The following is a 22,342-nucleotide window of genomic DNA, read 5'->3' on the forward strand; positions in this document are numbered from 1 at the left end:
ATCAAAAAAGGGAGAAAGGATGTATGAGAAAAGGAGTATTTGTCGCTTTTTGTCTGTTGTTGGCCGCAGTACTCATCAGTCCTGTTGGTCATACTAGCGCTGCTCCATATTTTCGTGATGTTGGCACGACTCATCGCGCTGCAAAAGAAATTTATTATTTAGCGCAAGGGAAAATGGTTCAAGGCAGTTCATCTGGATATTTTTATCCATCTAAAAATGTGACAAGAGCAGAGGCTGCGGCCATTATTGGAAGAACGCTTAATTTCGATGGAACACAGAGAGCAACAAAATTTAAAGATGTAGGCAAAGGGAATTTTGCTTCGGGATACATACAAGAAGCAGTTGAAAAAAACATTATTAGCGGTTACAATGATGGTACTTTTCGTCCTAATCAGTTTGTTACGCGGGGAGAAATGGCGCTGCTTATCAACCGCGCTTATTCGCTTGGCGGAAACACGATATCGACAGCGATCCAGCAACTAATGGCGAAAGGGATTGCCCAAGGGCTTGCGGATGGAACGTTTGGTCAAGATCAACCGATTATACGTGCCGATTTTGCGGTGTTTATTGCAAGAGCCATTAATCCAAAATTCCGGGTCCATTATCAATTCACAGCTGTTCAACAAGCAACGGTAAATGCGTCAATTTTGAATGTCCGTCAAGGACCATCCACCAACTTTAGTACTGTGGCTGTATTGAAAAAAGGAGAAAAAGTAGAGATCTTACATATTGTTGGTAATTGGGCATATGTTCGCGCTTCGGGAATAGAAGGTTTTGTACATACTGCTTACCTTAGTGGAATGAGTCCATCTAACCCAACGGACCGGCTGTTGCAATATGTAAAAACGCAAACCATTATCATCGATCCTGGACATGGTGACTATGACCCTGGAGCAGTGGCAAATGGATTAAAAGAAAAGGATATTAATCTCAGCGTCGCTTTAAAAGTAAAGTCATTATTTGAAGATACAGGATTTCGTATTGCTTTAACGCGCGAAAAAGATGTATTTGTCCCGCTAAGCGGCAGGGTTGATTTTGCGAAGAAGATGAATGGAGATATATTTGTCAGCATCCATACGAATTCAGGCGGCGGAACGGGCACGGAAACGTACTATTATAGTGCGGCAGCGACAAATCCATATGTAGAAAAAAGCAAGAAGCTCGCTCAATGTATCCAAAAACGGTTAGTCGAAGCATGGAATGCAGCGGACCGTGGAGTGAAAAAAGGAGATTTGCACGTTCTTCGGGAAAATAATATGCCTGCGGTTTTAGTGGAGTTAGGTTTTATTGATCGTAAAGAAGATGCCAAAAAGTTAGGCTCTTCATACTGGCAGGGAGAAGCAGCGAAAGCTATTTATCTCGGAATATTAGACTATTACGCATCCGAATCAGGATTGAACTTTCAGCCTTTATACGACCGTGTTCAATGAAATATTTATACCGCCGTGTTCAATGAAATAGTAAAATAGAGAATAGTAGCAGATTTTCTCGCATGAGAGGTTATTTCATATGAAAAAATGGTGTCTCGTTTTTTTCAGTGCTGTTCTCGTGATGATGAGTTTTCTGCCCGCTGCTTCCACTTTTGCATCTGAAACAAAGCGGATCAATGTGATTATTCTTTTTAAAAAGCATGTCGACGAAAAAGCAGTGGAACAGCTGCAAGGAAAAGTGTATCAGCGGTTTGACGTGATTCCAGCTTTATCTGCCAATGTGCCGTTGGCTTCTATGGATCTTTTGCGGCAATTACCGGGAGTAGAATACATTCAGCAGGATGAAACCGTTACGATTGACGGACAGGTGGTAGGCTGGGGCATAACGAAAACAAAAGCAACCGGCATGCACGTCCGTGGCGTTACGGGTAAAGGCGTGAAGATCGCCATTTTAGATACAGGAATTGATACGAATCATCCTGATTTACATGTATCGGGCGGTGCGTGCATGTTATCCTATTGCCCTAATGCTTATAATGATGATAACGGACACGGCACCCATGTGGCAGGTATTATCGCGGCGAAAAATAATCATATTGGGGTGCTTGGAGTAGCTCCGGAGGCAAGCATCTATGCGGTGAAAGTATTGGACCGCTTCGGCGAAGGAACGATATCGACTGTTTTAGCAGGGATTGAATGGGCGATACAAAACCATATGGATATTATTAACTTGAGTTTTGCTGCTTCAGAAGGTTCTCCTGTGCTAAAAGAAGCCATTGATAAAGCATATCAGAAAGGAATTTTGGTGGTCGCGGCGGCTGGAAACAACGGCAACGAAAAAGGAACAGGAGATACCGTCGAATATCCTGCGAAATATGACAGTGCGATCGCCGTTGCAGCCATCAACAACCAAAACGTTCGCGTTGCTTATTCTGCAACAGGCCCAGCAGTCGAGGTTGCAGCGCCTGGTGAAAACATTTACAGCACCGTTCCTGTTGCCTGTGATTTGGACGGCAATCCGGACGGATATACATGGATGGCGGGGACGTCCATGGCAGCTCCATTTGTCAGCGGTATATTAGCCTTATATAAGCAGCAGTATCCGAATAAAACGAATGTCGAACTTCGCCAAATGTTAAGGGCAAATGCGATGGATTTAGGCACGCCTGGAAAAGATGATTGGTACGGCTATGGATTAGTACAGGCAGAACAAAATAAACCGCCGCAGCTGAAAGTGAAGCTGCAATCCAATGCAGCGGGAGTAGTAAACTTTTCTGTTACGCCGCTTGCTGACAGTATTCAAGGATATAATGTGTATCGCGATGGAAAGCAAATAAAAAAGCTGCAGTCTAGTTCGTCATTTACAGACTACGTGCTCAAAGGAACTTACCGCTATCAGTTTTCTTCTGTATATAGCGATGGAACAGAATCAGCATTGTCTAATCCGATCACCGTAACCCTTTCAGAACCAGATTACAAAGATTTGACAAACGGCATTTGGTACACGCCCCACATTGTTTATTTATTCAGCAAGGGAATTGTTACTGGATATAATAACGGTACGATCAAGCCTAATGATTTTGTAACGCGTGCCGAAGCGGTAACGATGTTAGGACGGGCGTTGCATTTGGATTCGACAAAACGGTCTACCGTTTTTAAAGATGTGGGCTCTGCTAATTCCGCGTCTGGATATATTCAATCTGCATATGAGCGAGGGTTGGTAAATGGGTTTCCAGATGGTACGTTTCGTCCGCAACAGCCTATCACCCGCGCGGAAACAGCAATGCTGTTAGCGAAGGCGTACCAACTCCCTAGTGCTTCTTCCATTACGTTTAAAGACGTTACCGACAAGGTGACGGGGCATGCGGAAATTTATAAAATGGCTGCAGCAAACATTACAAAAGGATATCCTGATGGTACGTTTAGACCTTATCAGCTTGTGAAGCGGCTAGAGCTTTTCGTTTTCATCGCCCGTGCTGAAAATGACATATTCAAATAGAAGGCTGCCTCCCTAATGGAAGGCAGCCTTTCTTGACTTTGTTATTCTTTTCGCACAATGAGTTTATATGGGTTAATGCTTGCATTGCCAAATGCATCTTCCACTTTGATAAAGTATTTTCCTTTCTTTAATTTTAATTTCAAATATTCGGCGTCCCCGCTGATATAGTAATCTGCTTTTCCAACTTGTTTGCCTTTTGCATCATAAACGCTGATCACCCCATCAAGGTCGGAAGGCAGTTCGAGCTTAAATTTATATGCTCGTTCTTCATTCGCCGTAAACACATAGTAATCAACATCGCCGTTATTGTTGGTAACATTCATATAACCGGTATTATAGAATGTGTTTTTATTCGGTTTTTTCAATGGAAGCGGTTTTGATGGAATGTTATTTTTCACCGTCGAATTTTTGTCTTCATCTTGCAAGGCAGCTTTTGCCAATGTAAATTGGTATGGCATTAGCGAAGTATCTCCGAAATAATTCAGAGTAACGATAAAGTATCCTTTCGGTTTCACCGCTTTAAAGGCACCACGCTCTGCTTCATTGGAAAAGCCGCGGTCGGTTATCCATTCTTTTCCTTCCTCTTCCTTGTCTAATTTTTTGTTGCCATTCGTATCTTCGATGACAATCACTACCGGGTCAATCGGCGTTAACAGTTCTTTTGGCAGTTTGGCGTATTTCGCAGGAACGCTTAGCGGAGTCATCGCAAATCCGTAAAGCCCGTTTTGGTCTGGTTTGAAGTAGTAAATATCTATATCTTGGGCGGAAGCAAAGTTTCCTGTAATTGCTTTTAGTCTGATGTTTGTTGCTTTTTCAAAGTCATCGTTATTCTCCAATTTATCTGCTGTATTGCTTGCCAGCAGCGTCGACGTAAACGTATAGGCTTTCACGGATGGACGATACATTTTTTCCGTTAGTTGAATATAGTAAGTTTTCCCGCCTTTTAGACCGATTTGATAGCGATCTTTTGGTTCAAAGCCGTAATCAGAAAGGTTAGAACCGAGATGGGAGAATTCTTTTTGTTTTTCGTTATAAACGAATATGCTCATGCTTGGAACCTCATGGTTTTCATCTGCGGCAAAGCGGAACTCGTAAATTCCGTTTTGCTTAGGCGTAAAGGCAAACCAATCTTCATCTCCGCTGTATTGAAAATATCCGCTTACCGTTTGGCTTAAATCATAAGGTTGTGCCGCGTTAAGAACGTTTTCGATCCCATCGTCCTCGCTAGAGAGCATCCCTGGATCCGAGATAACTGCGCTTCGTTTCTCTTTTAATGCTTCTTTTTTCGCTAAATATGCTTCGATGTTTCCTTTCGTTAGCTCTTCTTCCGGTATTTCCTCTGCCATTGGAAAACCATCCTCATCTGCTGGCAAAGTGGTTGCATCAATCATTAACTGGTAAGGCAAGTGAGAAGAGAAGTTTCTTGTTAAATCCATTTCCGGTTCTCCAAAAAGGGACGTCATCAATGGATCAAGGGTTGGTTTATTCGTAACCTCAATCATATATTCCATGCCCGGTATCGCATTAAATGTGAGTTCCTCCCCTTCGCCGTACCCTTTCATGTTGACGGAATCAATCATAAATTGATTTTCCGCCGGCTGTTCACCAGGTTGTTCTCCAGGCTGTTCTTCGGGTTGTTCTTCAGGCGTTTGCTCCGTTTCTCCGTCAGAGCTTGGTTCTTCTTCCAGTTTTTCGATGGCATATAAGTTGATGGTGGAATCAATTCCAGGCACTCCTGTTAGCGAAACATGAACCGTTTGCTCCGTTCCATCCTCCGATTCTGGTACTGTAAAACGGAAGTAATCGCTGTCTCCCGGCAGCGGTTTTGTTTCTTCTTCCTGCTCTGTATCTTTCGGAGCTTCTTCTTTCGCAGGTTCTTCCGTTTTTATACTTTCATCTGTTGGGGTTTCCGTGTCTGTCAGCTCGTTTGTAAAGAAAAGTGGTCCATGTTCGCGTTGCGAATGATATGGCAATGATTGAATAATGAAAGGATTTTCTGCATTGTTGCCATCGTCGAGTTTGTTCTTTGTTCGGTCAATGGAAAGGGTATAGCGCGATTTTCCGCTTTCGCTATAGTTGCCGAGCGCGTCTTTTACACCGATCACCAGCGTTCCGTCTTGCGGGGCTTCAAATAAGTAGCCTTCTTCTTTACCTTGCAATGTATCATTCACTGGCACTTTTGTAGACGGTGCTGCTTTGCCGGCAGGGAAGAATAAGATGTCCAATTTATAGTCGTAGTCGGCGGATCCTTTCAATTTTGTTTGAATGTAATCTCCTTTTTGAACTTTCAATTGATACCAGTCCGTTTGATTCAACTTCTTAATGGTGCCAGTTTGTACAGAATAGGACGTTACGTTGATGTTTTTTGCCTTCTTTAACAAATCTTTTTCCGCAATATTCGGATTGGCTGGGATGTTTTTGGGATTAAACTGCAGCGCCGCAACCGGATTGACTAAGCCATAACCGTATTTGAGGTCGTATCCTTTTTCCCCCAAATCTTTCGCCGTCTTATTTAAAATATAATTAATTTCATACGGTGTCAGCTTTGGATTTTTCGACAGCAGCATCGCTACTGTTGCCGTCACCATTGGCGTTGCCATGGACGTTCCGCTTAGTTTTGCAAACGTTGATTTTTTGTCGATATCGTAAATGGAACTGTAAATATCTTCCCCAGGGGCGACGACATCGACAGCAGGGCCATAAGTAGAGAAATCAGCGAGTTCATTCTTTGCATTGGTTGCTCCCACTCCGATTACACCTTCAAAAGCAGCTGGGTATTCATATGTATTGATCCCGGAGTTGCCAGCTGCGGCGACAACGGTAATATTTGCGGCAACGGCCTTTTTAATCGCTTCCTCGACAATGGGAGAAGGGACAGGGGAACCTAAGCTTAAATTGATCACTTGTGCCTTTTGGCGAATCGCTTCTAAAATTCCTTCTGCCACAATGTAATCGGAACTGAAAAAGGAACGGTTAAACACGTCGATCGAGATAATTTGCGCATTTGGGAACACGCCATATCCACCGATCCCGTTTCCTTTCTCCCCTGCGATGATTCCGGCAACGTGCGTGCCGTGAACATCAACGGCTCCTTTTTGCATAGGATTCATAACATTATAGTTTGAAATAATTTTATTCTTTAATTCAGGGTGATGGACGTCGATTCCGGTGTCGACGACTGCTACTTTGACAGGATGCTTGCCGGCTAGTGCAAGAGCTTTGTTTACTTGCAATGTTGTAAGATGATACATGTCGTAGCTTTTTGCATCATCGACAGCGGCTCTCGAAAAATATGCGCTGCGTGATACAGAAATGACATTTGGATTTTTTGCATAGGCGCTAACAACATCTTCTAACTTTTTCTTTCCCGTTATTTGCACGACATCATAATGCAAAGAAGAAATTCGTCTGACAAGTTTTGTTCCAGCTTTTTGGTGTTCTGTTGATGAAAGTACATTTTTATACTTGACAATCAGCACAGTTTCGCTAAACAACTGTTTTTCCTTATCCTTTTGCACCGTGCTTGCTTTTACTTCGTTTGTAGAATGATAAAGGCCAAATCGATTCAACAGTTGGTTAGCGGTTTCTTGTTGTTTTATTTCCGCGGCAGAGACAGAGACGTTCGCATAAGGGAGAATTCCCCCAAATGCTAAAGATAAAGCCATTCCTAAGGTAAGTAGTTTTTTAGATTGGTTTCTCTTCTTCAAAAAAATTTCTCCCTCCTAATTTAATTTATAAAAAGATTATCACTTTTTTATAATATTATCATATTTTTGAAGAAAATTCCTCTATTTTTTCAAAGAATTCATTTTGAGTAATATATTTGTAATACATATGTAAAATAGTAATTCGCTAAAATTTGTTAAAATTTCTTTATAATTGTTAAAGTTTGAGAAAAATCGTCGAGAATAGGCAGGTGATGATGGTGAAAAAAGCGCTTTCTTTTTTGCTGATGCTTACATTCCTCATTAGCGGCCTTCCGAGAGCTTACGCGGAAAACAACCGCGATGAAGTTGTAAAAATGGCAAAAGAACAGCTTGGCGCTCCTTATCGATTCGGTGGTACTACCCCAAGCGGATTTGATTGCTCCGGGTTTGTTCAATATGTATTTGATGCAGTCGGAATTGCACTGCCGAGAACAACCAGTGAACAATATGAAACGGGAGTTGCCGTAAACAAGGAAGATTTGCTGCCTGGTGATTTAGTATTTTTTAAGAATACATATAAGTCCGGAATTTCTCATTCAGGCATATACATAGGAAACGATGAATTCATCAGCGCAACAACGAGCCAGGGCGTCTCCATCGCATCCATAAACAACCCGTATTGGGGGCCAAAGTTTGCTGGCGGTAGACGCGTCATTGAGGAGCCGCTTCCACCTGGGCAATTTTATGATGTCAGTCCGGATCATCCGGCATATCAAGCGATCAGTGAGCTAGGCAAAGCCGGAATCATCCATGGATTTGAAGGTTCTTATTTCAAACCGGACCTTTCCGTTACAAGAGGACAAGCAGCTGCGATATTAAATCGCTATTTAAAACTACCTGCCCCTTCGACAAAATCGTTTTCCGATGTTTCGTTAGGAATGTCCTTCGCAAAAGACATTGCCGCTATGAAAGAAGCGGGAATTATATTCGGATATAAAGATGGTACGTTCCGCCCTTATGAAAATATTACAAGAACGCAAATGGCTGTCATTATCGACCGCGCGTTTCGACTTAGTCAAAGTCCAGCCATTGCCGGAGCGGCGGTCAAATATAATGATGTACATCCAAGCTTTTGGGCATATCCGTCGATTATTGCGATCAAAGCGGTCGATCGTACGGGGGTATTTAACAGCTCCAGCTTCCACGGCGGCATGGATGCAACAAGAATGGCCTTTGCATCGGCGGTTTACAGCGCGATTCAGGCCTCTCAAAAATAAGCAAAACGGCACGGAGCTTCATGTGGGTTCACTTCGTGCCGTTTTTTTGTCCATTTGTCACTTATGAATGACACCATAGCAATCATGCAAAAGGATAGAAAATCCAGATGATGATGGATTTCGCAGAAAAAATAGGTCGTACAGGAAATATTTAAATTTCGATTCTTACATATTTTTGTCATATTTGATAGAATAAAATAGAATGATGTAGGAATCAATTTCTTTCATATACATATTTATCGAAATCTACTAAAACATAGCAGGGAGGAGTAGAAACATTGAGGTTACTTGCCAGTCTTTTTTTAGTTTTTGGTTTATTGTTTACTAATATTTCCGTTTCGTTCGCAGATGATATTACAGGAATTGCGCTTGAAGAAGAAATGCGCGCGATGGTGAACCAAGGAATCGTTGAAGGATATCCTGATGGCCATTATCGTCCTAACGACCCTGTCACTCGCGGCCAGTTTGCTACGTTTGTTGCCAGAGCGTTACAGCTTCCGGAAGGATCGGGACACTTTTCCGACGTGTCGCCATCTTCCAAATTAGCCGATGGCATTTACAAAGCGAGCGCGGCGGGAATCGTTCAAGGATATTCGAACGGCACGTTTGGCGTGTACAATAAAATTACAAGAGAAGAAATGGCGGTAATGATTGACCGCGCGCTAGATTATTTAGGAATAGAGAAAAAGCAGGCACCGCTCGACCATTTTACTGATGTGGATGGGCTCTATTCGACTTCAAAAATTGCAATCTCTCATAATGTGTATTATGGCATTATTCGCGGAATTCCAAACACGGATGGAAAAACGTTCCGCTTTGACCCGAAAGCGTATGCGACAAGAGCGCACGCCGCTGCTTTTCTTTATCGTTTGCTTGAAGTGTGGGCGGAGCAGACGCCGGAAATGGCGTATCAAGTCGCTGTCATTCAAAACGGGCAATTAACGCCGCTGCCAAAGCGCTACGCTACGTTTGCACAGGCAGAAGCAGCCGTTACGAATTGGGCTTCGCAAGTGATTGTGCAAGGCACCAAAATTGTTAAAATGGCTAGCGGAAACGTCATTGCCCAACCGTCTCCTGGAAAATCAACCACAATAATCTATGAATCTACTTTAAGCAAGTCCCTTACGTATGTTGCGCCAAATACGGAAATGAAATATTTAGGCGCGGACGAAGAAAAAGTGAAAGTGCAAATCGCCAATACGATTGGGTATGTGAAACAGTCAGAAGTGATGCTTGTGCCAACTGCCTTGCTGCAAGGCCGGTCGTATTATATGGCGGAAAAAGGGGAATTGTATCATTACATTTATAATACGACAAGCAACAAATACACAAGCTATCTGTACGGAAAAGCGCCGTCATTCATGCAAGATGGGCAAAAGTATTACAGTTGGGACGGCGAAACGTTTTATAACGGAGCAGGCAAGCTCGTCGGCACGGCATATCAATACTTTAACGTCCTGCCAATTCGTACGAAAACAAATTATACAGCTGAAGAATTGAATAAGTTTGTCGCCGCGAATCGCTCCGACAGTCCGCTGAAGACGTTAGGAGAGGCGTTTAAAAAGGCAGAGAAAACATATAACGTCAATGCGCTTTATTTGTTGGCGCATGCGATTCATGAGAGTAATTGGGGAACTAGCCAAATTGCGAAAGAGAAGAAAAACTTATTCGGCATTCAGGCGGTTGATAGCGATCCGCTCAACAGTGCTATGACATTTAATTCCTTTGAAGATTGCATCAATTATATGGCACAGACGATGATATCGAATGGATATGCCAATCCAAAGAGCTGGAAGTATAATGGAGCGGTTCTTGGTGATAAGACGATTGGCTTTAACGTTCTTTACGCGTCTGACCCATATTGGGGGCAAAAAATTGCTGGACTTATGTATCGGGCTGACAAATTTTTAGGCTGGAAAGACTGGGGTAAATATACCATTACGGGAACGACAACAGAAGGAGTCAATGTTCGTCGTGAACCGAATACGAATGAGTCTCCATTGTACACATATAAGTTGAATAACACTCCGGTTATTAAGCTGGGGGAAACAGCGAAACAGCCAGACGGCTACGTTTGGTATAAAATCCACACCGATTTGCCTACTGGTGAGGACGCATATATCCGCAGCGACTTATTAAAACCGCTGCCAATCGCAAAATAAACGAGGCAAGCAAACAGCTTGCCTCTTTTTTTTGTTATACTGCCCTCTGTTTTGTTTTGACCATACGGAGAAGACGGTAAAAACCATCGCGATAAAAGAAGTAGGTGCCAACCATATAGAACACGACTCCAATCGGCACCAGAACGGCAAGTTGAAGAAGGGAGTACCAATGTCCAACGGGTGTCCAGTATTTTACCACATATAATGGAACGGCCATGATGGCAGTTGGCAGACTGACGCGGGCAATCAACCAAAATAGTTTTTTTGTTTCCCCCTGTTCAAACTCTTTATATACGGAAATGGTGCACGCTGTTAAATAATAGAAGGAAACAAGCGAACTAGATAAAGCTAGTCCAGGGTAGCCAAGCGGTTTCACCAATAAATAATCTAATAATGCGTTTAATATGATGGTCGTAACGCTAATTCGCAGGACAATCGCCGTTTTTCCCTTCGCGTACATCGATTTTGAAACAATATATTGCAGCCCTTGCGTAACAATAAGAGGTAAATAAAACAGCAAAGCGATGTACGTGTTATGGGTGTCTTCCGCTGTAAATCTGCCTCGTTCGTAGACAAAGGAAATGGCGGCGTCACCTACAAACAGCAAGCCTGCCGCAATCGGCATGAGTGTCATGAGAGACAATTCCATTCCCGTAAAGAACGTTTGTTGAAACTTACGTTGATCGTCTACCTGCTCGGATAACAGTGTAAACAAAATGGCGGCGATGGTCGTACCGTAAATGGTATGGGGAATGCTGACTAACAATGATGCGTTGTTTAAATATGTCACTGCTCCTTCTATGGTTCCAGAAGCAAACATTTTATCGATAAACATGTTCATTTGTCCGACAAACGCGTTTAATAATGACGGTACAAGCAAGACGAGAAACGTTTGGCGAAATTCTTTATCCACTGCAAATGTCGGTGACCAGCGATAGCCGCTTTTTTGTAAGTAGAAAAACATCAGCACGATGCCTAATATAATGCCAAACACAAACCCGTAAGCAAGGCTGTATATTCCCCACACATCCGAAAAAAGAAGAGCAAACACCGCTCCCATTAAGGTGGCAAGCAGTTTCGAAATTTGCGATGGTACGAAAATGCGCCGTCCTTGCAAATAGGAGTCAAGAATTCCGTTTAAGGCAATAGCGCTCATAAATAGGAAAAAGATTTGGGTAATCTCGACAGCGACTTTTTCTGTCGTCGGCGTCATATTGCCAAAAATAATCGGGACGAACGAAGGAACGAAGAAATACCCAATGACCGTAACGAGAAGGAAAATCGCCACTGTTGCGTTCATAATGCCGTTGGCGTTTTGTTCCGCTGCTTCAGGATCCTTTTTTTTCTTCTGTATATATAAAGGAAGAAACACGTTATTAAATCCGCCGGAAATGATCGCCAACACGAGTGTAATAAACGAAAATGCCAATAAATAGCCGTCTGTGTATTCATTTGCCCCAAACTGTTTGGCAATAATGCTTTCGCGAAGAAAACCGGATAATTTGACGAGCAACGCAAGCAACGTAATCCAAAGCGCCGTTCGTTTTAATGATGACATCTGTCTCACTTCCTTATAAAAAAATCGAAAAAAGGCTGTCTCTAAAGGGCTACGAGACAGCCGCATTTTTATTGCTGTAACGCTGCTGCATAGATTTCTTCATACTTTTTCGCTGCAGCCAAGTGGGAATATTCCTCTTCAATTTTTCGTCTTGCTTCTTTCGCAAGCCTTTGTCCGATTTCCGGATGATCAAGCAAGTAAATGATAGCTTGGGCAAGCTGATCGACGTTTTTTTCTTCCACCAGAAGACCATCTTGTTCATGGCGGACAATTTCTTTTAGACCGCCGACGGCGGAAGCGATGAGCGGGGAGCCAGATCCCATCGCTTCGAGAGCGGAAATGGACGTCGCTTCCTCTACGCCCGCTGAATGAACGCTTGGCACAAGAACGATATCCGATAGCGCATAATATTCTTTAATCGCTTCATGCGGAATCGCTCCTAACAACTTTGTTTTCTCTTCTAATCCTTTTTCGTGAATCAGTGATTTTAATTCTTGAAAGGCTTCGCCCATGCCGGCATAGACGAGCATCGTATTCGGATATTTTTCGAGCACTTGTGGAAGCGCGAGTACAGGATAAATGACGCCGTTTTTCTTCGTCAGACGCCTTGGAACAAAAATAATGTTCGTATCTTCGGCAAAGCCGTGTTTGCGGCGGTAAGCAAGACGATTTTCTTTATCTGGCTTAAAACTGTTAATGTCAATAAAGTTGCGAATCGCTGTCGCCTCTACGCCTGCTTTCTCAAAAACATAATTTTTGATGCGCTGGTCGACCGTAACAATTTTTCTTGTTTTTGTATAGGCTTCGACTTCTTTTTGCAATAAATAACGGGCTTGCCGGCTTCCTTCTACAACAGAGCCGCGGCTAATTGCTTCATATGTCATATATCCATGCACGGTCGTGACGGTCGGAATCCCCGTTTCTATCGCCGCAAGCGTTGCGAATACTTCTTGGGCGTTAATGATGTCATATCCTTTCGATTTATGCTGTTCGATCAAGCGATAAAGCATTTTTTGCCGGACGTGATGGCTCCAAATAATTCCACTGCCTTTCGATAGTTTGTTCAAAATAAAACTTGGCCCTTTTGCGAGTAGATTTTGGCTTACAGGGCTAATATCGCTGAAGGAGAGAACATCGACTTCATGTCCTCTCGCTTCCAATCCAGCTTTTAATGTGGTGACATGGGTCGATAATCCTCCAGCGTGAGGATAATCGAAGACGGTAGCTAATAATATTTTCATCTTTCATCTTCTCCTTAAGAGAATTAATGTACGAGAAATTTTTCCTTTAACAACCGAATGTTTTCCATCGCATCTTTGCGCATGGATTCGGCGTTTTTCTGCACGATTTCGCTTAATTGGTCGCGATGGCTGAGCACGTATTTGGCGTTCGCAATCAAACGTTCCACGTCGATTTCTCCTAAGCGGAAAGAATATTCCCACATTCCCGAGCGTTTCAATAAACTTTCCACTTTTTTATCATAGCTGATGCCGATGTGCGGGACTCCAGTAAGTGCGGAGAAAATGAGTGAATGCAGTCGCATGCCGATTGTCATCCGGCAGCGGCTAATAAAGTGCAAATATTGGTTTGGCGTAAAGTCCGGACCAAGAAGATGACATGCGTCTTTCCGCTTCATTTTTTCTATTACTTGTTTGGAGGCTCTCACGTCATGATGACCTTCCATCGGCACGAAAACAGGGGTAATAGTTTCTTCCTCTATTAAGCGATCGAGCGCTTCCGCCAACTGTGAATAATATTCCTCATGGTGAAACCATGGCCGGACGGAAACAGCAACGAGCTTTTCGTCTCCTTTTAACGGAAGGCTATCAAAGCAGGCATCATCCACTTTATGTTTAAACGCAAAGACGATATCCGCTGTGACGACTGTCTCTGGTTTGGTGACTCCGAGTTTATGCAGCAATTCTTTCGAATATTGGTCACGTACGGTAATAAAGTCAGCCATATTGGCGAAAACTTTCATTAATATTTTTCCCCATGTCGTATTTACAGGACCGATGCCTTGCGAGAAAAACATTACTTTCGTTCCACAAAGCTTTGCAAGAAAGACAATTAATAAATAATAAGGAAGAGGTCCGAATAGAAATCTCGTCGGATATGTATCTTGCAGCAATCCTCCTCCTCCGCTAATGAGCAAATCCGCTTCGCGTAATGCTTTGATTTTTTTTCTATTATCATGACGCCATCCGCGGTAAACACTTTTCACGTTATGCGTTTTTGCCGTTTTTTCTGGAGAAAGAGAAAATACGGTGATTTCCGGATGATCCAATTCTGCGCGAAGATTGTCGATAATCGCTTCCAGAATCGCTTCATCCCCAGTATTTCCAAGACCGTAAAAACCTGAAATAACGATTTTCAAAGAAACGTTTCCTCCCTCTATCCAATATCGTTTTTTCTTAAAAATAATTTCTGCCACAAAAATCAACCTTAATTGTAGCATTTGCCTATTCTATATTCAATGATGCAAAATATGTCGTAATTTGATATACTATATCATGATTGACAAAAACGGCTTGCAGTGAACATAATGAAGCGTGGCAAGTACATTTGCCAATTTCTAAACCAAAGAGAGGTTTTTTTGCGATGAAAAAAGTTTGTGTAGTTGGACTAGGATATATTGGACTGCCGACATCAGCGATTTTCGCGAATGCTGGCTTTGAAGTCGTCGGTGTGGATGTAAACGAAAAAGTCGTACAAACATTGAACACAGGCGAAATACATATTGAAGAAAACGGGTTGCCTGAACTTGTCAAAAAAGTAGTGCAAGAAGGCAAGTTCCGAGCCTCACTGGTTCCCGAAAAGGCAGATGTGTTTATTATCGCCGTTCCAACACCGATTCACGAAGACTATACAGCAAATATTGATTATGTCGTGGACGCGACGAAATCGATCGTTCCTTATTTAGAAAAAGGAAATGTCGTTATTGTGGAATCGACGATTCCGCCTCGCACGATGGATGATGTCGTCGCGCCGATTATTCGCGAACACGGGTTAGATCCAGAAAAAGACATTTATTTGGCTCATTGTCCTGAACGGGTATTGCCAGGTCGTATTTTAATTGAACTTGTTGAAAATACAAGAATTGTCGGCGGTGTCACGAAAGAAGCGGCGAAAAAAGCGGCTGACGTATACCGCGCCATCGTCAAAGGCGAAGTGATCGAAACAGAAGCCGTCACCGCCGAAATGTCGAAGTTAATGGAAAACACGTTTAGAGATGTCAATATCGCACTTGCCAATGAACTGGTCAAAATTTCGCAACGGATTGGCGTTGATGCGCATAAGGTCATTGAGCTGGCAAACAAACATCCTCGTGTCAACATCCATTTGCCGGGCCCTGGCGTCGGGGGCCACTGTTTGGCCGTTGACCCTTATTTTATTATCGAAAAAGCGAAAGAAGAATCACCGTTAATCCAAACGGCTCGACGCATCAATAATTCCATGCCGTATTTTGTCGTGGAACAAATTCAACGCATGACCGCTGAACTTGCGTTCCCAAAAGTGGCGATTTTTGGCTTGACGTATAAAGGAAATACGGATGACGTGCGGGAAAGCCCGGCGATTAAAATCTATGAATTATTAAAGCAGCACAGCCGGTTCGAAGTGCGCGCATACGATCCGCATGTCAAACAAGAGCAAGTATCTTTTCCGCTTTCTACGTTGGAAGAAGCCGTTCATGGCGCGCACTTAGTTGTCGTTCTCGCTGACCATAACGAATTTAAAAACATGAAAGCGGAAGATTTTGCAGCGATGAAAACAAAGGTCATTTTCGATACGAAAAACTGCGTGCATCTTAACGATGAAAGCATAACGGTATATAAAATAGGAAATTTATATTCTGTCAAAGCAATCCAAGAATAACAGCCAAAGAGAGTATGATCGGTGATGGGGAAAGAAAAATATTTAGACGTGTATGTTTCCACGCTAAATTACGACGAAATTCTTGCCGATATCGAAAAGAGGATGGCGGCAGGAGAAAAATCAACGATTGTTGCGGTGAATCCGGAAAAGCTCATTGCCGCCAGTAAAGACGAAAACGTCAAACAGCTCATTAACTCGGCGACGTATCAAATTCCCGACGGCATTGGGGTCGTGCTCGCATCAAAGCTGAAAGGCGGACGCATCACCTCGCGCGTGACGGGGATTGATATGATGGAGCGGTTAATTGAGCTTTCCGCAAAAAAAGGGTATCGCGTGTTCTTATTTGGCGCGAAAGAAGAAGTCGTCAAAAAAGCGAAGGAAAATCTCGAAGCAAAATATCCTGGATTGCAAATCGTCGGTTACTCCAACGGCTACGTCAACGATTACGATTCGCTTATCCAAAAAATTAATGAGTCGAATGCCGATATTTTATTTGTGGCGCTCGGAAGCCCGCGGCAAGAGCTGTGGATCAAAACATATATGAACGATTTGAACGTGAAAGTGCTGCAAGGCGTCGGCGGAAGTTTCGACGTGTTCGCAGGGCATGTCAAACGGGCGCCAAAACTGTTCCGCAATCTTGGGTTAGAATGGTTTTACCGCCTTGTGACAGACCCGAAACGGTTCAAACGGCAGCTTGCATTGCCAAAGTTTTTATGGAAAGTATTATGGGAAAAACCATCGGTGGAATGACCGGCTTGGGCCAATGAAGTCGTATCTCGTTCATTCCAACAGCAAGGGGAGATTCGGTTGAAAGTATTGCACGTCATTAGCGGCGGGGAAACGGGAGGGTCGCGCAAACACGTCGTCACACTGTTATCTAAATTCCCGAAGGAGACGGCAACGCTCGTGGTGTTTCAAGAAGGGCCGCTCGCGAAAGAAGCGCGGGAACATCATATTGATGTCCGCCTTCTTCCGCAATCGTCCCGCTATGATTTATCCGTATTGCATAAGCTCGTGGAGCTTATTCAGCACGAGCGCTATGATTTGTTGCATACGCATGGTCCGAGAGCCAATTTATATGGCGCGCTGATCAAGCGGAAAATCGGGATTCCGTGGATGACGACGATTCATAGCGACCCGCGCCTTGATTTTATGAAATCGGGATTAAAAGGCTTCCTTTTTACCCGCTTAAATTTATGGGCGCTAAAAAAAGTCGATTATTTCTTTGCCGTGTCCGAGCGGTTTAAAGACAATCTCGTCGCCTTTGGCATTCCGAAAGAGCGGATCAAGACGATTTACAACGGCATCGACTTCAACGAAACATCTCCTGACCATCTGCTGCAACGAACCCATGTTGGCGTGAACGAAGACGACTTTGTCATCGCTATGGTCGCAAGATTGCATCCCATTAAAGGTCATGCGCTTGTATTCGAAGCGCTCCAATCGCTGCCGTATCGTGACATCAAGCTGCTAGTCGTCGGAGACGGCCCGCTGGAAGAGGAGCTGAAAGAAAAGGCGGCGGAGCTGCAAATCGAAAATCAAGTGAAATTTCTTGGGTTTCGTCGCGATATCGCCGCCATTTATTCCCTCTCTGACGTCGCGCTCATGGCTTCTTACAGCGAAAGCTTTCCGTTAGCCTTGCTCGAAGCGGCCAACGAACGCATTCCCGTCATTTCCACCGATGTTGGCGGAGTTAGACAGCTCATTGCCTCTAAGGAGATGGGATGGATCGTTCCTGTCGGCGACAGTGCAGCGCTGGCTGAGGCAATCCAAGAAGCGCGCGAAAAAAAGCAGCAATTAAAACAAATGGGGCAGACGTTGTACGAATATGCCTCTTCCCATTTTTCGTTACATCGCTTGTACAAAGAAACAATCGCTACTTACCAAAATGTGCTGGAGAAACATCATCAAAAATGATTTTCGCAAATCGAAGTGAGTAAAAAGGAGTTTAAGCGATGCGTCTTCAACAACCGTTTACTTATTATGCTGTGATTTTATCTCTGTTTCTCGTTCCGCTTGTTTCTTATAAAACGTATATCGGTCCTTTGCCGCTGTCAGCGGAAGTCGTGATGATTCCGCTGTTAACGATTGCCGCTATCATCGATTATGCGCAAAAAAGGATCACGTTGAATGATTTGAACATAAAGCCGATTGCAGCGGCGTTTCTGGTATTTTTCATCATTGCGGTTATTTCGTTAACGCAAGCGGTCAGCCTTGCTCCAGCCGCAATGGAGCTTGCCCGCTATCTTTCGTACGTTGTTTTGTTTCTCATTGTCGTGAAAGTTCGCTTTACGCGCGAACAATATATCCACTTTGCAAAAGTGTTTGGCCTATCCGTCTTGATCATCGGTGTTTACGGAATTGTGCAATACATTTTCGGCATTTCTTTGAATACCGCCGGGTTGTATGCCCTAAAGGAAGCGAAGGGACGCGTAGACTCAACGTTGGTGAATCCCAATTACTATGCCTCTTTTCTTAATTTTGTCATTCCGACTTTAGTGTTACTAGCGGTTGTATATTTCAAAGATAAAAAAGCGCAGCTATTGATGTTCGCGCTGTATGGCATTTACGTAATTAATTTGGTGCTCACCTATACGCGCGCGGCCTGGGTGGCGATGATCGGCGGTTTCGTATTAATGGTCTTGCTCATTCCGAAAGATTTCATCAAAAACGCCGTTCGTCCGCATATACTTCTCTCTTTCGTCGTCTTGCTTACGGTTGTCTATTTCATGCCAGATGTCCAGTCTCGTACGTATTCGGCGCTGTATGCAATGGAGAAAATTCTCGTTCGCAACCTTCCAGGCCATGTCACCGGTACTGATCATTCACAAGGGGAAGGCGGAGGATTTTTTACACAAGAACCGGAAGAAGAAGGAAAAGCAGAGGATGAAGCGACGACGAGCCGCGCTGTTGTCTCCCGTGTCACACTATGGAAAACGGGATGGGTGATGATGAAAGAAAACCCTATCCTTGGTGTTGGCATCGGAAATTATCTGGTGAGATACAAAGACTATGTTACAAAATATCCAGAACTGTATATCGGGCATGACCAGTATTCCGTGCACAACTCATATTTAAAGGTCGGCGCGGAAACAGGATTTATTGGGCTAGCCGCATTTTTGGCCATCTATGTCATCTATTACGTGTACTTGCTCCGCCTTTATTTTTCCGCCGCCAACCGGTTAAGCAAGATCGTTGTCATCGGGTTGATCGCCGGAAGCGCTACGTTCATGGTGCAAAACTTGTCTAACAATCTCATTTTCATCCCGCAGTTGAACACGATCTTTTGGCTTGTGTCGGGACTGGCAATCGCTTTTGTGCATCAAAATAAAGAAAAACCAGCAAGCATGCAGCAATAAGCTGCATGCTTTTTTTTTACAAAAAACATCCATGAGTAAATTTTACTCCCCGCCAGACATGAAAATAGCCCTAACCACGCATGGATCTGTTATTTTCACAGAAAAGTAATTTACAATTTTTCTATTTATGTAGAATGTCTGTTATGGAAAATTAACGTTTGTTACCCAAATAAAGCATTTGTTACATAAAAAACGTATGTGATGAGAATTTTGTAAAAAAACAGTTGAAAAATCCTATGGCTTTGGTAGAATAGTAGTAGAGTTTGGGAGTTTTGGAGTTTTTATGTTTATGATTCATGCCTTTTCTACTATGAAATGGCTCATAGAAAGGCTTTTACAGCTCCTAATCTCGGTAACTGATCGATGGTATTTATGATACCTTCGATTCATCATAAAAATATACACAAAACGGGGAGGAAATCATTCATGGCTTATCAACCTAAGTCCTATCGCAAGTTTGTTGCAACAACTGCAACAGCTGCCATGGTCGCATCTGCGGTAGCTCCTGTAGTATCCGCTGCAGCAGGCTTCACAGATGTTGCATCGCAATACAAAGATGCAGTTGATTTCTTAGTATCAGCAGGTGTAAAAGGTAAATCTGAAACAAAATTCGGTGTTTACGATGAAATCACTCGTCTAGATGCAGCAGTGATCCTTGCAAAAGTATTAAAACTGGACGTTGACAATGCAAAAGACGCAGGCTTCACAGATGTGCCAAAAGACCGTGCGAAATACGTCAATGCGCTTGTCGAAGCTGGCGTACTAAACGGTAAAGCAGCTGGCAAATTCGGTGCATACGACAAACTAACTCGCGCTGAAATGGCAAAAATCATTGCGAATGCTTACAAATTAAAAGGTGACGATGTAACACTTCCATTCACGGATGTAAACGATACATGGGCACCATACGTAAAAGCGCTTTACAAAAACGGAATCACAAAAGGTAAATCTGAAACTAAATTTGGTGCTAACGACAACATCACTCGCGGTGATTTTGCGGTATTTGTATATAGAGCGGCGAATGTTGATGTAGCTCCACAAGTGGTTTCGGTAAGTGCGATTAACGCTAAAGAAGTTCAGATTAAATTTAATAAACCTATTAAAAAAGATACTGTCATCGAAAGTAATGGTTCTTTAGTTGATGGCGTAGTTACCTTTAACGCTTTAGATGGTGCTACTGCTGTAGATGGTAATACATCAACTGCGGTTTTAAGTGAAGACGGCAAAACTTTAACTATTACTGCTAATACAACTTTTAACGGTAAGTATGTTGTAACTGTAGCTGCTGATAGTGTGCAAACAACTGATGGTAAATTTGTAGAAAAATACACTTCTGAAGTTTTAACTTTTAAGGATGAGGTAAGACCTACTTTATTAGGTGTTTCTTACCCTGTTAATGGTGTAGCTACATTCACATTCTCTGAACCACTCAATGTAACTAATGCTGCTGACATTGAAGCGGCTCTTGAAATCAGAGACGCTAATGGCAATGTTGTATCTGATACAGGACTAGTAACTCTTGCATCTGATAAAAAATCATTCGATTTAGATATCAGTTCCTTCACTGTAGATAAAAACTATACAGTAACTCTTGCTGGTTTGAGTGATTTTGCAGGAAACTTAATTACTCCAAACCCAATCTCAACTACTGTTGTTAACAAAATACTTGATAACGTAGCACCTACAGTTGAAAAGGTTGAGGCTGTTAAAACTGGAGTACTTAAAGTAACACTTTCAGAAAAAGTTAAAGTTCAACAACCAGGAAATGTGCTTGGAACTTATGACGTAAACAACAGTGGTACTCCAACTAACATTGTATTAGGAACAAACGCAACTTTAGATTCTACTGGTAAAGTTATAACAATTACAGACGCGACTAACTTTACTGGAATTAAAACAATCACTTTAAATGGATTCAAGGACCTATCTGGTAATACTTTGGCTTCTCCAGTTAGCAAGCTATTAGAATTCAAAGCAGACACAACTAAACCTGCGTATGTAAGTCATGAAATTAAGCAAATCTCAGGTGCACAATACTTAATCGTGAAATATAACGAAGAGATTTCAGTGGATAACAGTGTTGGCGACTTATCGTATACTTATGTTGACTCTAACCAAGTCACTCGCTCTGGTTCAATTACTAATGACGCTACAAATGTGGTTGCTTATGATACTGATGGAGATTCAGTAAATGATGCAATTAAAATTTCTCTTGCAGGTTTAAATCCTGGTAATTACACATTATCACTACCAGCTGGTTTAGCTGTTGATACTGCTACACCAACAGCTAATACTTCAGATGCTAAGTCAATTTCTTTCACTTTAGGTACACTAAATGATACTGGAAAACCTTTTATTGTTGATGACGATTCCAATCCAGATAATGGTTATTCTGGCATTACAGTTCAGTCTAGCGAAGACTATGTAACTGTAGTTTTCAATGAAAATCTGTCAGCTGCAACAGCGTTAAACGTTGCAAATTATACTGTTGAAGGCCAACAAGTATTTGAATCTGCAATCTTTGACGGAAACCAATACACTGTAAAATTAAAATTAAAACCTAATGTAATCACTGTAACTGGTTTAAGAAACTTCACAATTCAAAATGTTACTGACGTTGCTGGTAACGTTATGAATCCTGTAACTACAAAAGTACTATTTAAAGAGAATGTTAAACCAGTAGTAACTGGAGCATCGCTAATTGCTGCTGATACTATTAAGGTTACTTTCTCTGAAGATATGCTTGAAGCAAATCTTGAAGATACTACACCTGACTTTAAGGTTCTTGTTGATGGAGTGGAGAAATCAGTTTCAAATCTAGCGTATGATGCGACTACAAAATCTCTTAATATTACGTTCACACCAGCTGTAAGCGACCTAAGCAAACCAATCTCACTTGAGGTTCTTTCAGGAAATAACGTTGTAGATGCAACTACACCTGGAAATAAACTTGCTACAACTGGTACTATTGTAGTATCTAAGTAATATGTGGGATAGGCACCTATCATTGGGGTGCGTGTCAGTCACCATCCGA

Annotated in this window: 13 protein-coding genes; 9 read left to right on the plus strand and 4 right to left on the minus strand. The window is 42.6% G+C overall.

Annotated elements, in window-relative coordinates; translation table 11 throughout:
- Positions 1 to 23 precede the first annotated feature (23 nt).
- The gene (locus tag BV455_RS10315; protein WP_017436443.1) at positions 24 to 1,430 is read left to right on the plus strand and encodes an N-acetylmuramoyl-L-alanine amidase; all 1,407 of its coding nucleotides are present in this window, start codon (positions 24 to 26) and stop codon (positions 1,428 to 1,430) included.
- 79 nt (positions 1,431 to 1,509) lie between these two features.
- Entirely contained in the window at positions 1,510 to 3,429 is a 1,920-nt protein-coding gene (locus BV455_RS10320; RefSeq protein ID WP_042408206.1) for a S8 family serine peptidase, read from the plus strand.
- Between the two features lie 41 nt (positions 3,430 to 3,470).
- Here BV455_RS10320 and BV455_RS10325 read toward each other — a convergent pair whose 3' ends face one another.
- Positions 3,471 to 7,136, minus strand: a complete 3,666-nt coding sequence (locus BV455_RS10325) for a S8 family peptidase (RefSeq protein ID WP_218687166.1) — start codon at positions 7,134 to 7,136, stop codon at positions 3,471 to 3,473.
- 212 nt (positions 7,137 to 7,348) lie between these two features.
- Here BV455_RS10325 and BV455_RS10330 point away from each other — a divergent pair, with 212 nt between their 5' ends.
- Both BV455_RS10330 and BV455_RS10335 read left to right on the plus strand, forming a co-directional pair.
- Positions 7,349 to 8,353, plus strand: coding sequence for a C40 family peptidase (locus tag BV455_RS10330; protein ID WP_218688035.1), 1,005 nt, complete (start codon positions 7,349 to 7,351; stop codon positions 8,351 to 8,353).
- A gap of 278 nt (positions 8,354 to 8,631) precedes the next feature.
- Positions 8,632 to 10,515: an S-layer homology domain-containing protein gene (locus tag BV455_RS10335; protein ID WP_017436439.1), complete on the plus strand. Its 1,884-nt coding sequence runs from the start codon at positions 8,632 to 8,634 to the stop codon at positions 10,513 to 10,515.
- 34 nt (positions 10,516 to 10,549) lie between these two features.
- Here BV455_RS10335 and murJ read toward each other — a convergent pair whose 3' ends face one another.
- The 3 genes from murJ to csaB all read right to left on the minus strand — a co-directional run bounded on the left by murJ (position 10,550) and on the right by csaB (position 14,450).
- A complete protein-coding gene (gene murJ, locus BV455_RS10340) occupies positions 10,550 to 12,073 on the minus strand; it encodes a murein biosynthesis integral membrane protein MurJ (RefSeq protein ID WP_218687167.1) in 1,524 nt (507 codons plus the stop codon).
- A gap of 68 nt (positions 12,074 to 12,141) precedes the next feature.
- A complete protein-coding gene (locus BV455_RS10345; protein WP_218687168.1) occupies positions 12,142 to 13,314 on the minus strand; it encodes a glycosyltransferase family 4 protein in 1,173 nt (390 codons plus the stop codon).
- Positions 13,315 to 13,337: 23 nt separating this feature from the next.
- A complete protein-coding gene (gene csaB / locus BV455_RS10350) occupies positions 13,338 to 14,450 on the minus strand; it encodes a polysaccharide pyruvyl transferase CsaB (RefSeq protein ID WP_042408269.1) in 1,113 nt (370 codons plus the stop codon).
- 224 nt (positions 14,451 to 14,674) lie between these two features.
- On the opposite strand from csaB, the gene BV455_RS10355 reads away from it, so the two are divergent.
- The 5 genes from BV455_RS10355 to BV455_RS10375 all read left to right on the plus strand — a co-directional run bounded on the left by BV455_RS10355 (position 14,675) and on the right by BV455_RS10375 (position 22,293).
- Positions 14,675 to 15,949, plus strand: a complete 1,275-nt coding sequence (locus BV455_RS10355) for a nucleotide sugar dehydrogenase (protein ID WP_218687169.1) — start codon at positions 14,675 to 14,677, stop codon at positions 15,947 to 15,949.
- 24 nt (positions 15,950 to 15,973) lie between these two features.
- Positions 15,974 to 16,699, plus strand: coding sequence for a WecB/TagA/CpsF family glycosyltransferase (locus tag BV455_RS10360; protein ID WP_017436434.1), 726 nt, complete (start codon positions 15,974 to 15,976; stop codon positions 16,697 to 16,699).
- 57 nt (positions 16,700 to 16,756) lie between these two features.
- Positions 16,757 to 17,866 (plus strand): glycosyltransferase family 4 protein, encoded by a 1,110-nt coding sequence (locus tag BV455_RS10365; protein ID WP_017436433.1) that lies wholly within the window; start codon positions 16,757 to 16,759, stop codon positions 17,864 to 17,866.
- Between the two features lie 38 nt (positions 17,867 to 17,904).
- Complete coding sequence (locus BV455_RS10370) at positions 17,905 to 19,308, plus strand: O-antigen ligase family protein (protein WP_017436432.1); 1,404 nt, start codon at positions 17,905 to 17,907, stop codon at positions 19,306 to 19,308.
- A 426-nt stretch (positions 19,309 to 19,734) separates the two neighbouring features.
- On the plus strand, positions 19,735 to 22,293 hold the full coding sequence (locus BV455_RS10375; RefSeq protein WP_218687170.1) for an S-layer homology domain-containing protein: 2,559 nt from the start codon (positions 19,735 to 19,737) through the stop codon (positions 22,291 to 22,293).
- Positions 22,294 to 22,342: the final 49 nt, after the last annotated feature.

It is taken from the genome of Parageobacillus caldoxylosilyticus (genome assembly GCF_019272935.1).
In the GTDB taxonomy this organism is placed as follows: domain Bacteria; phylum Bacillota; class Bacilli; order Bacillales; family Anoxybacillaceae; genus Saccharococcus; species Saccharococcus caldoxylosilyticus.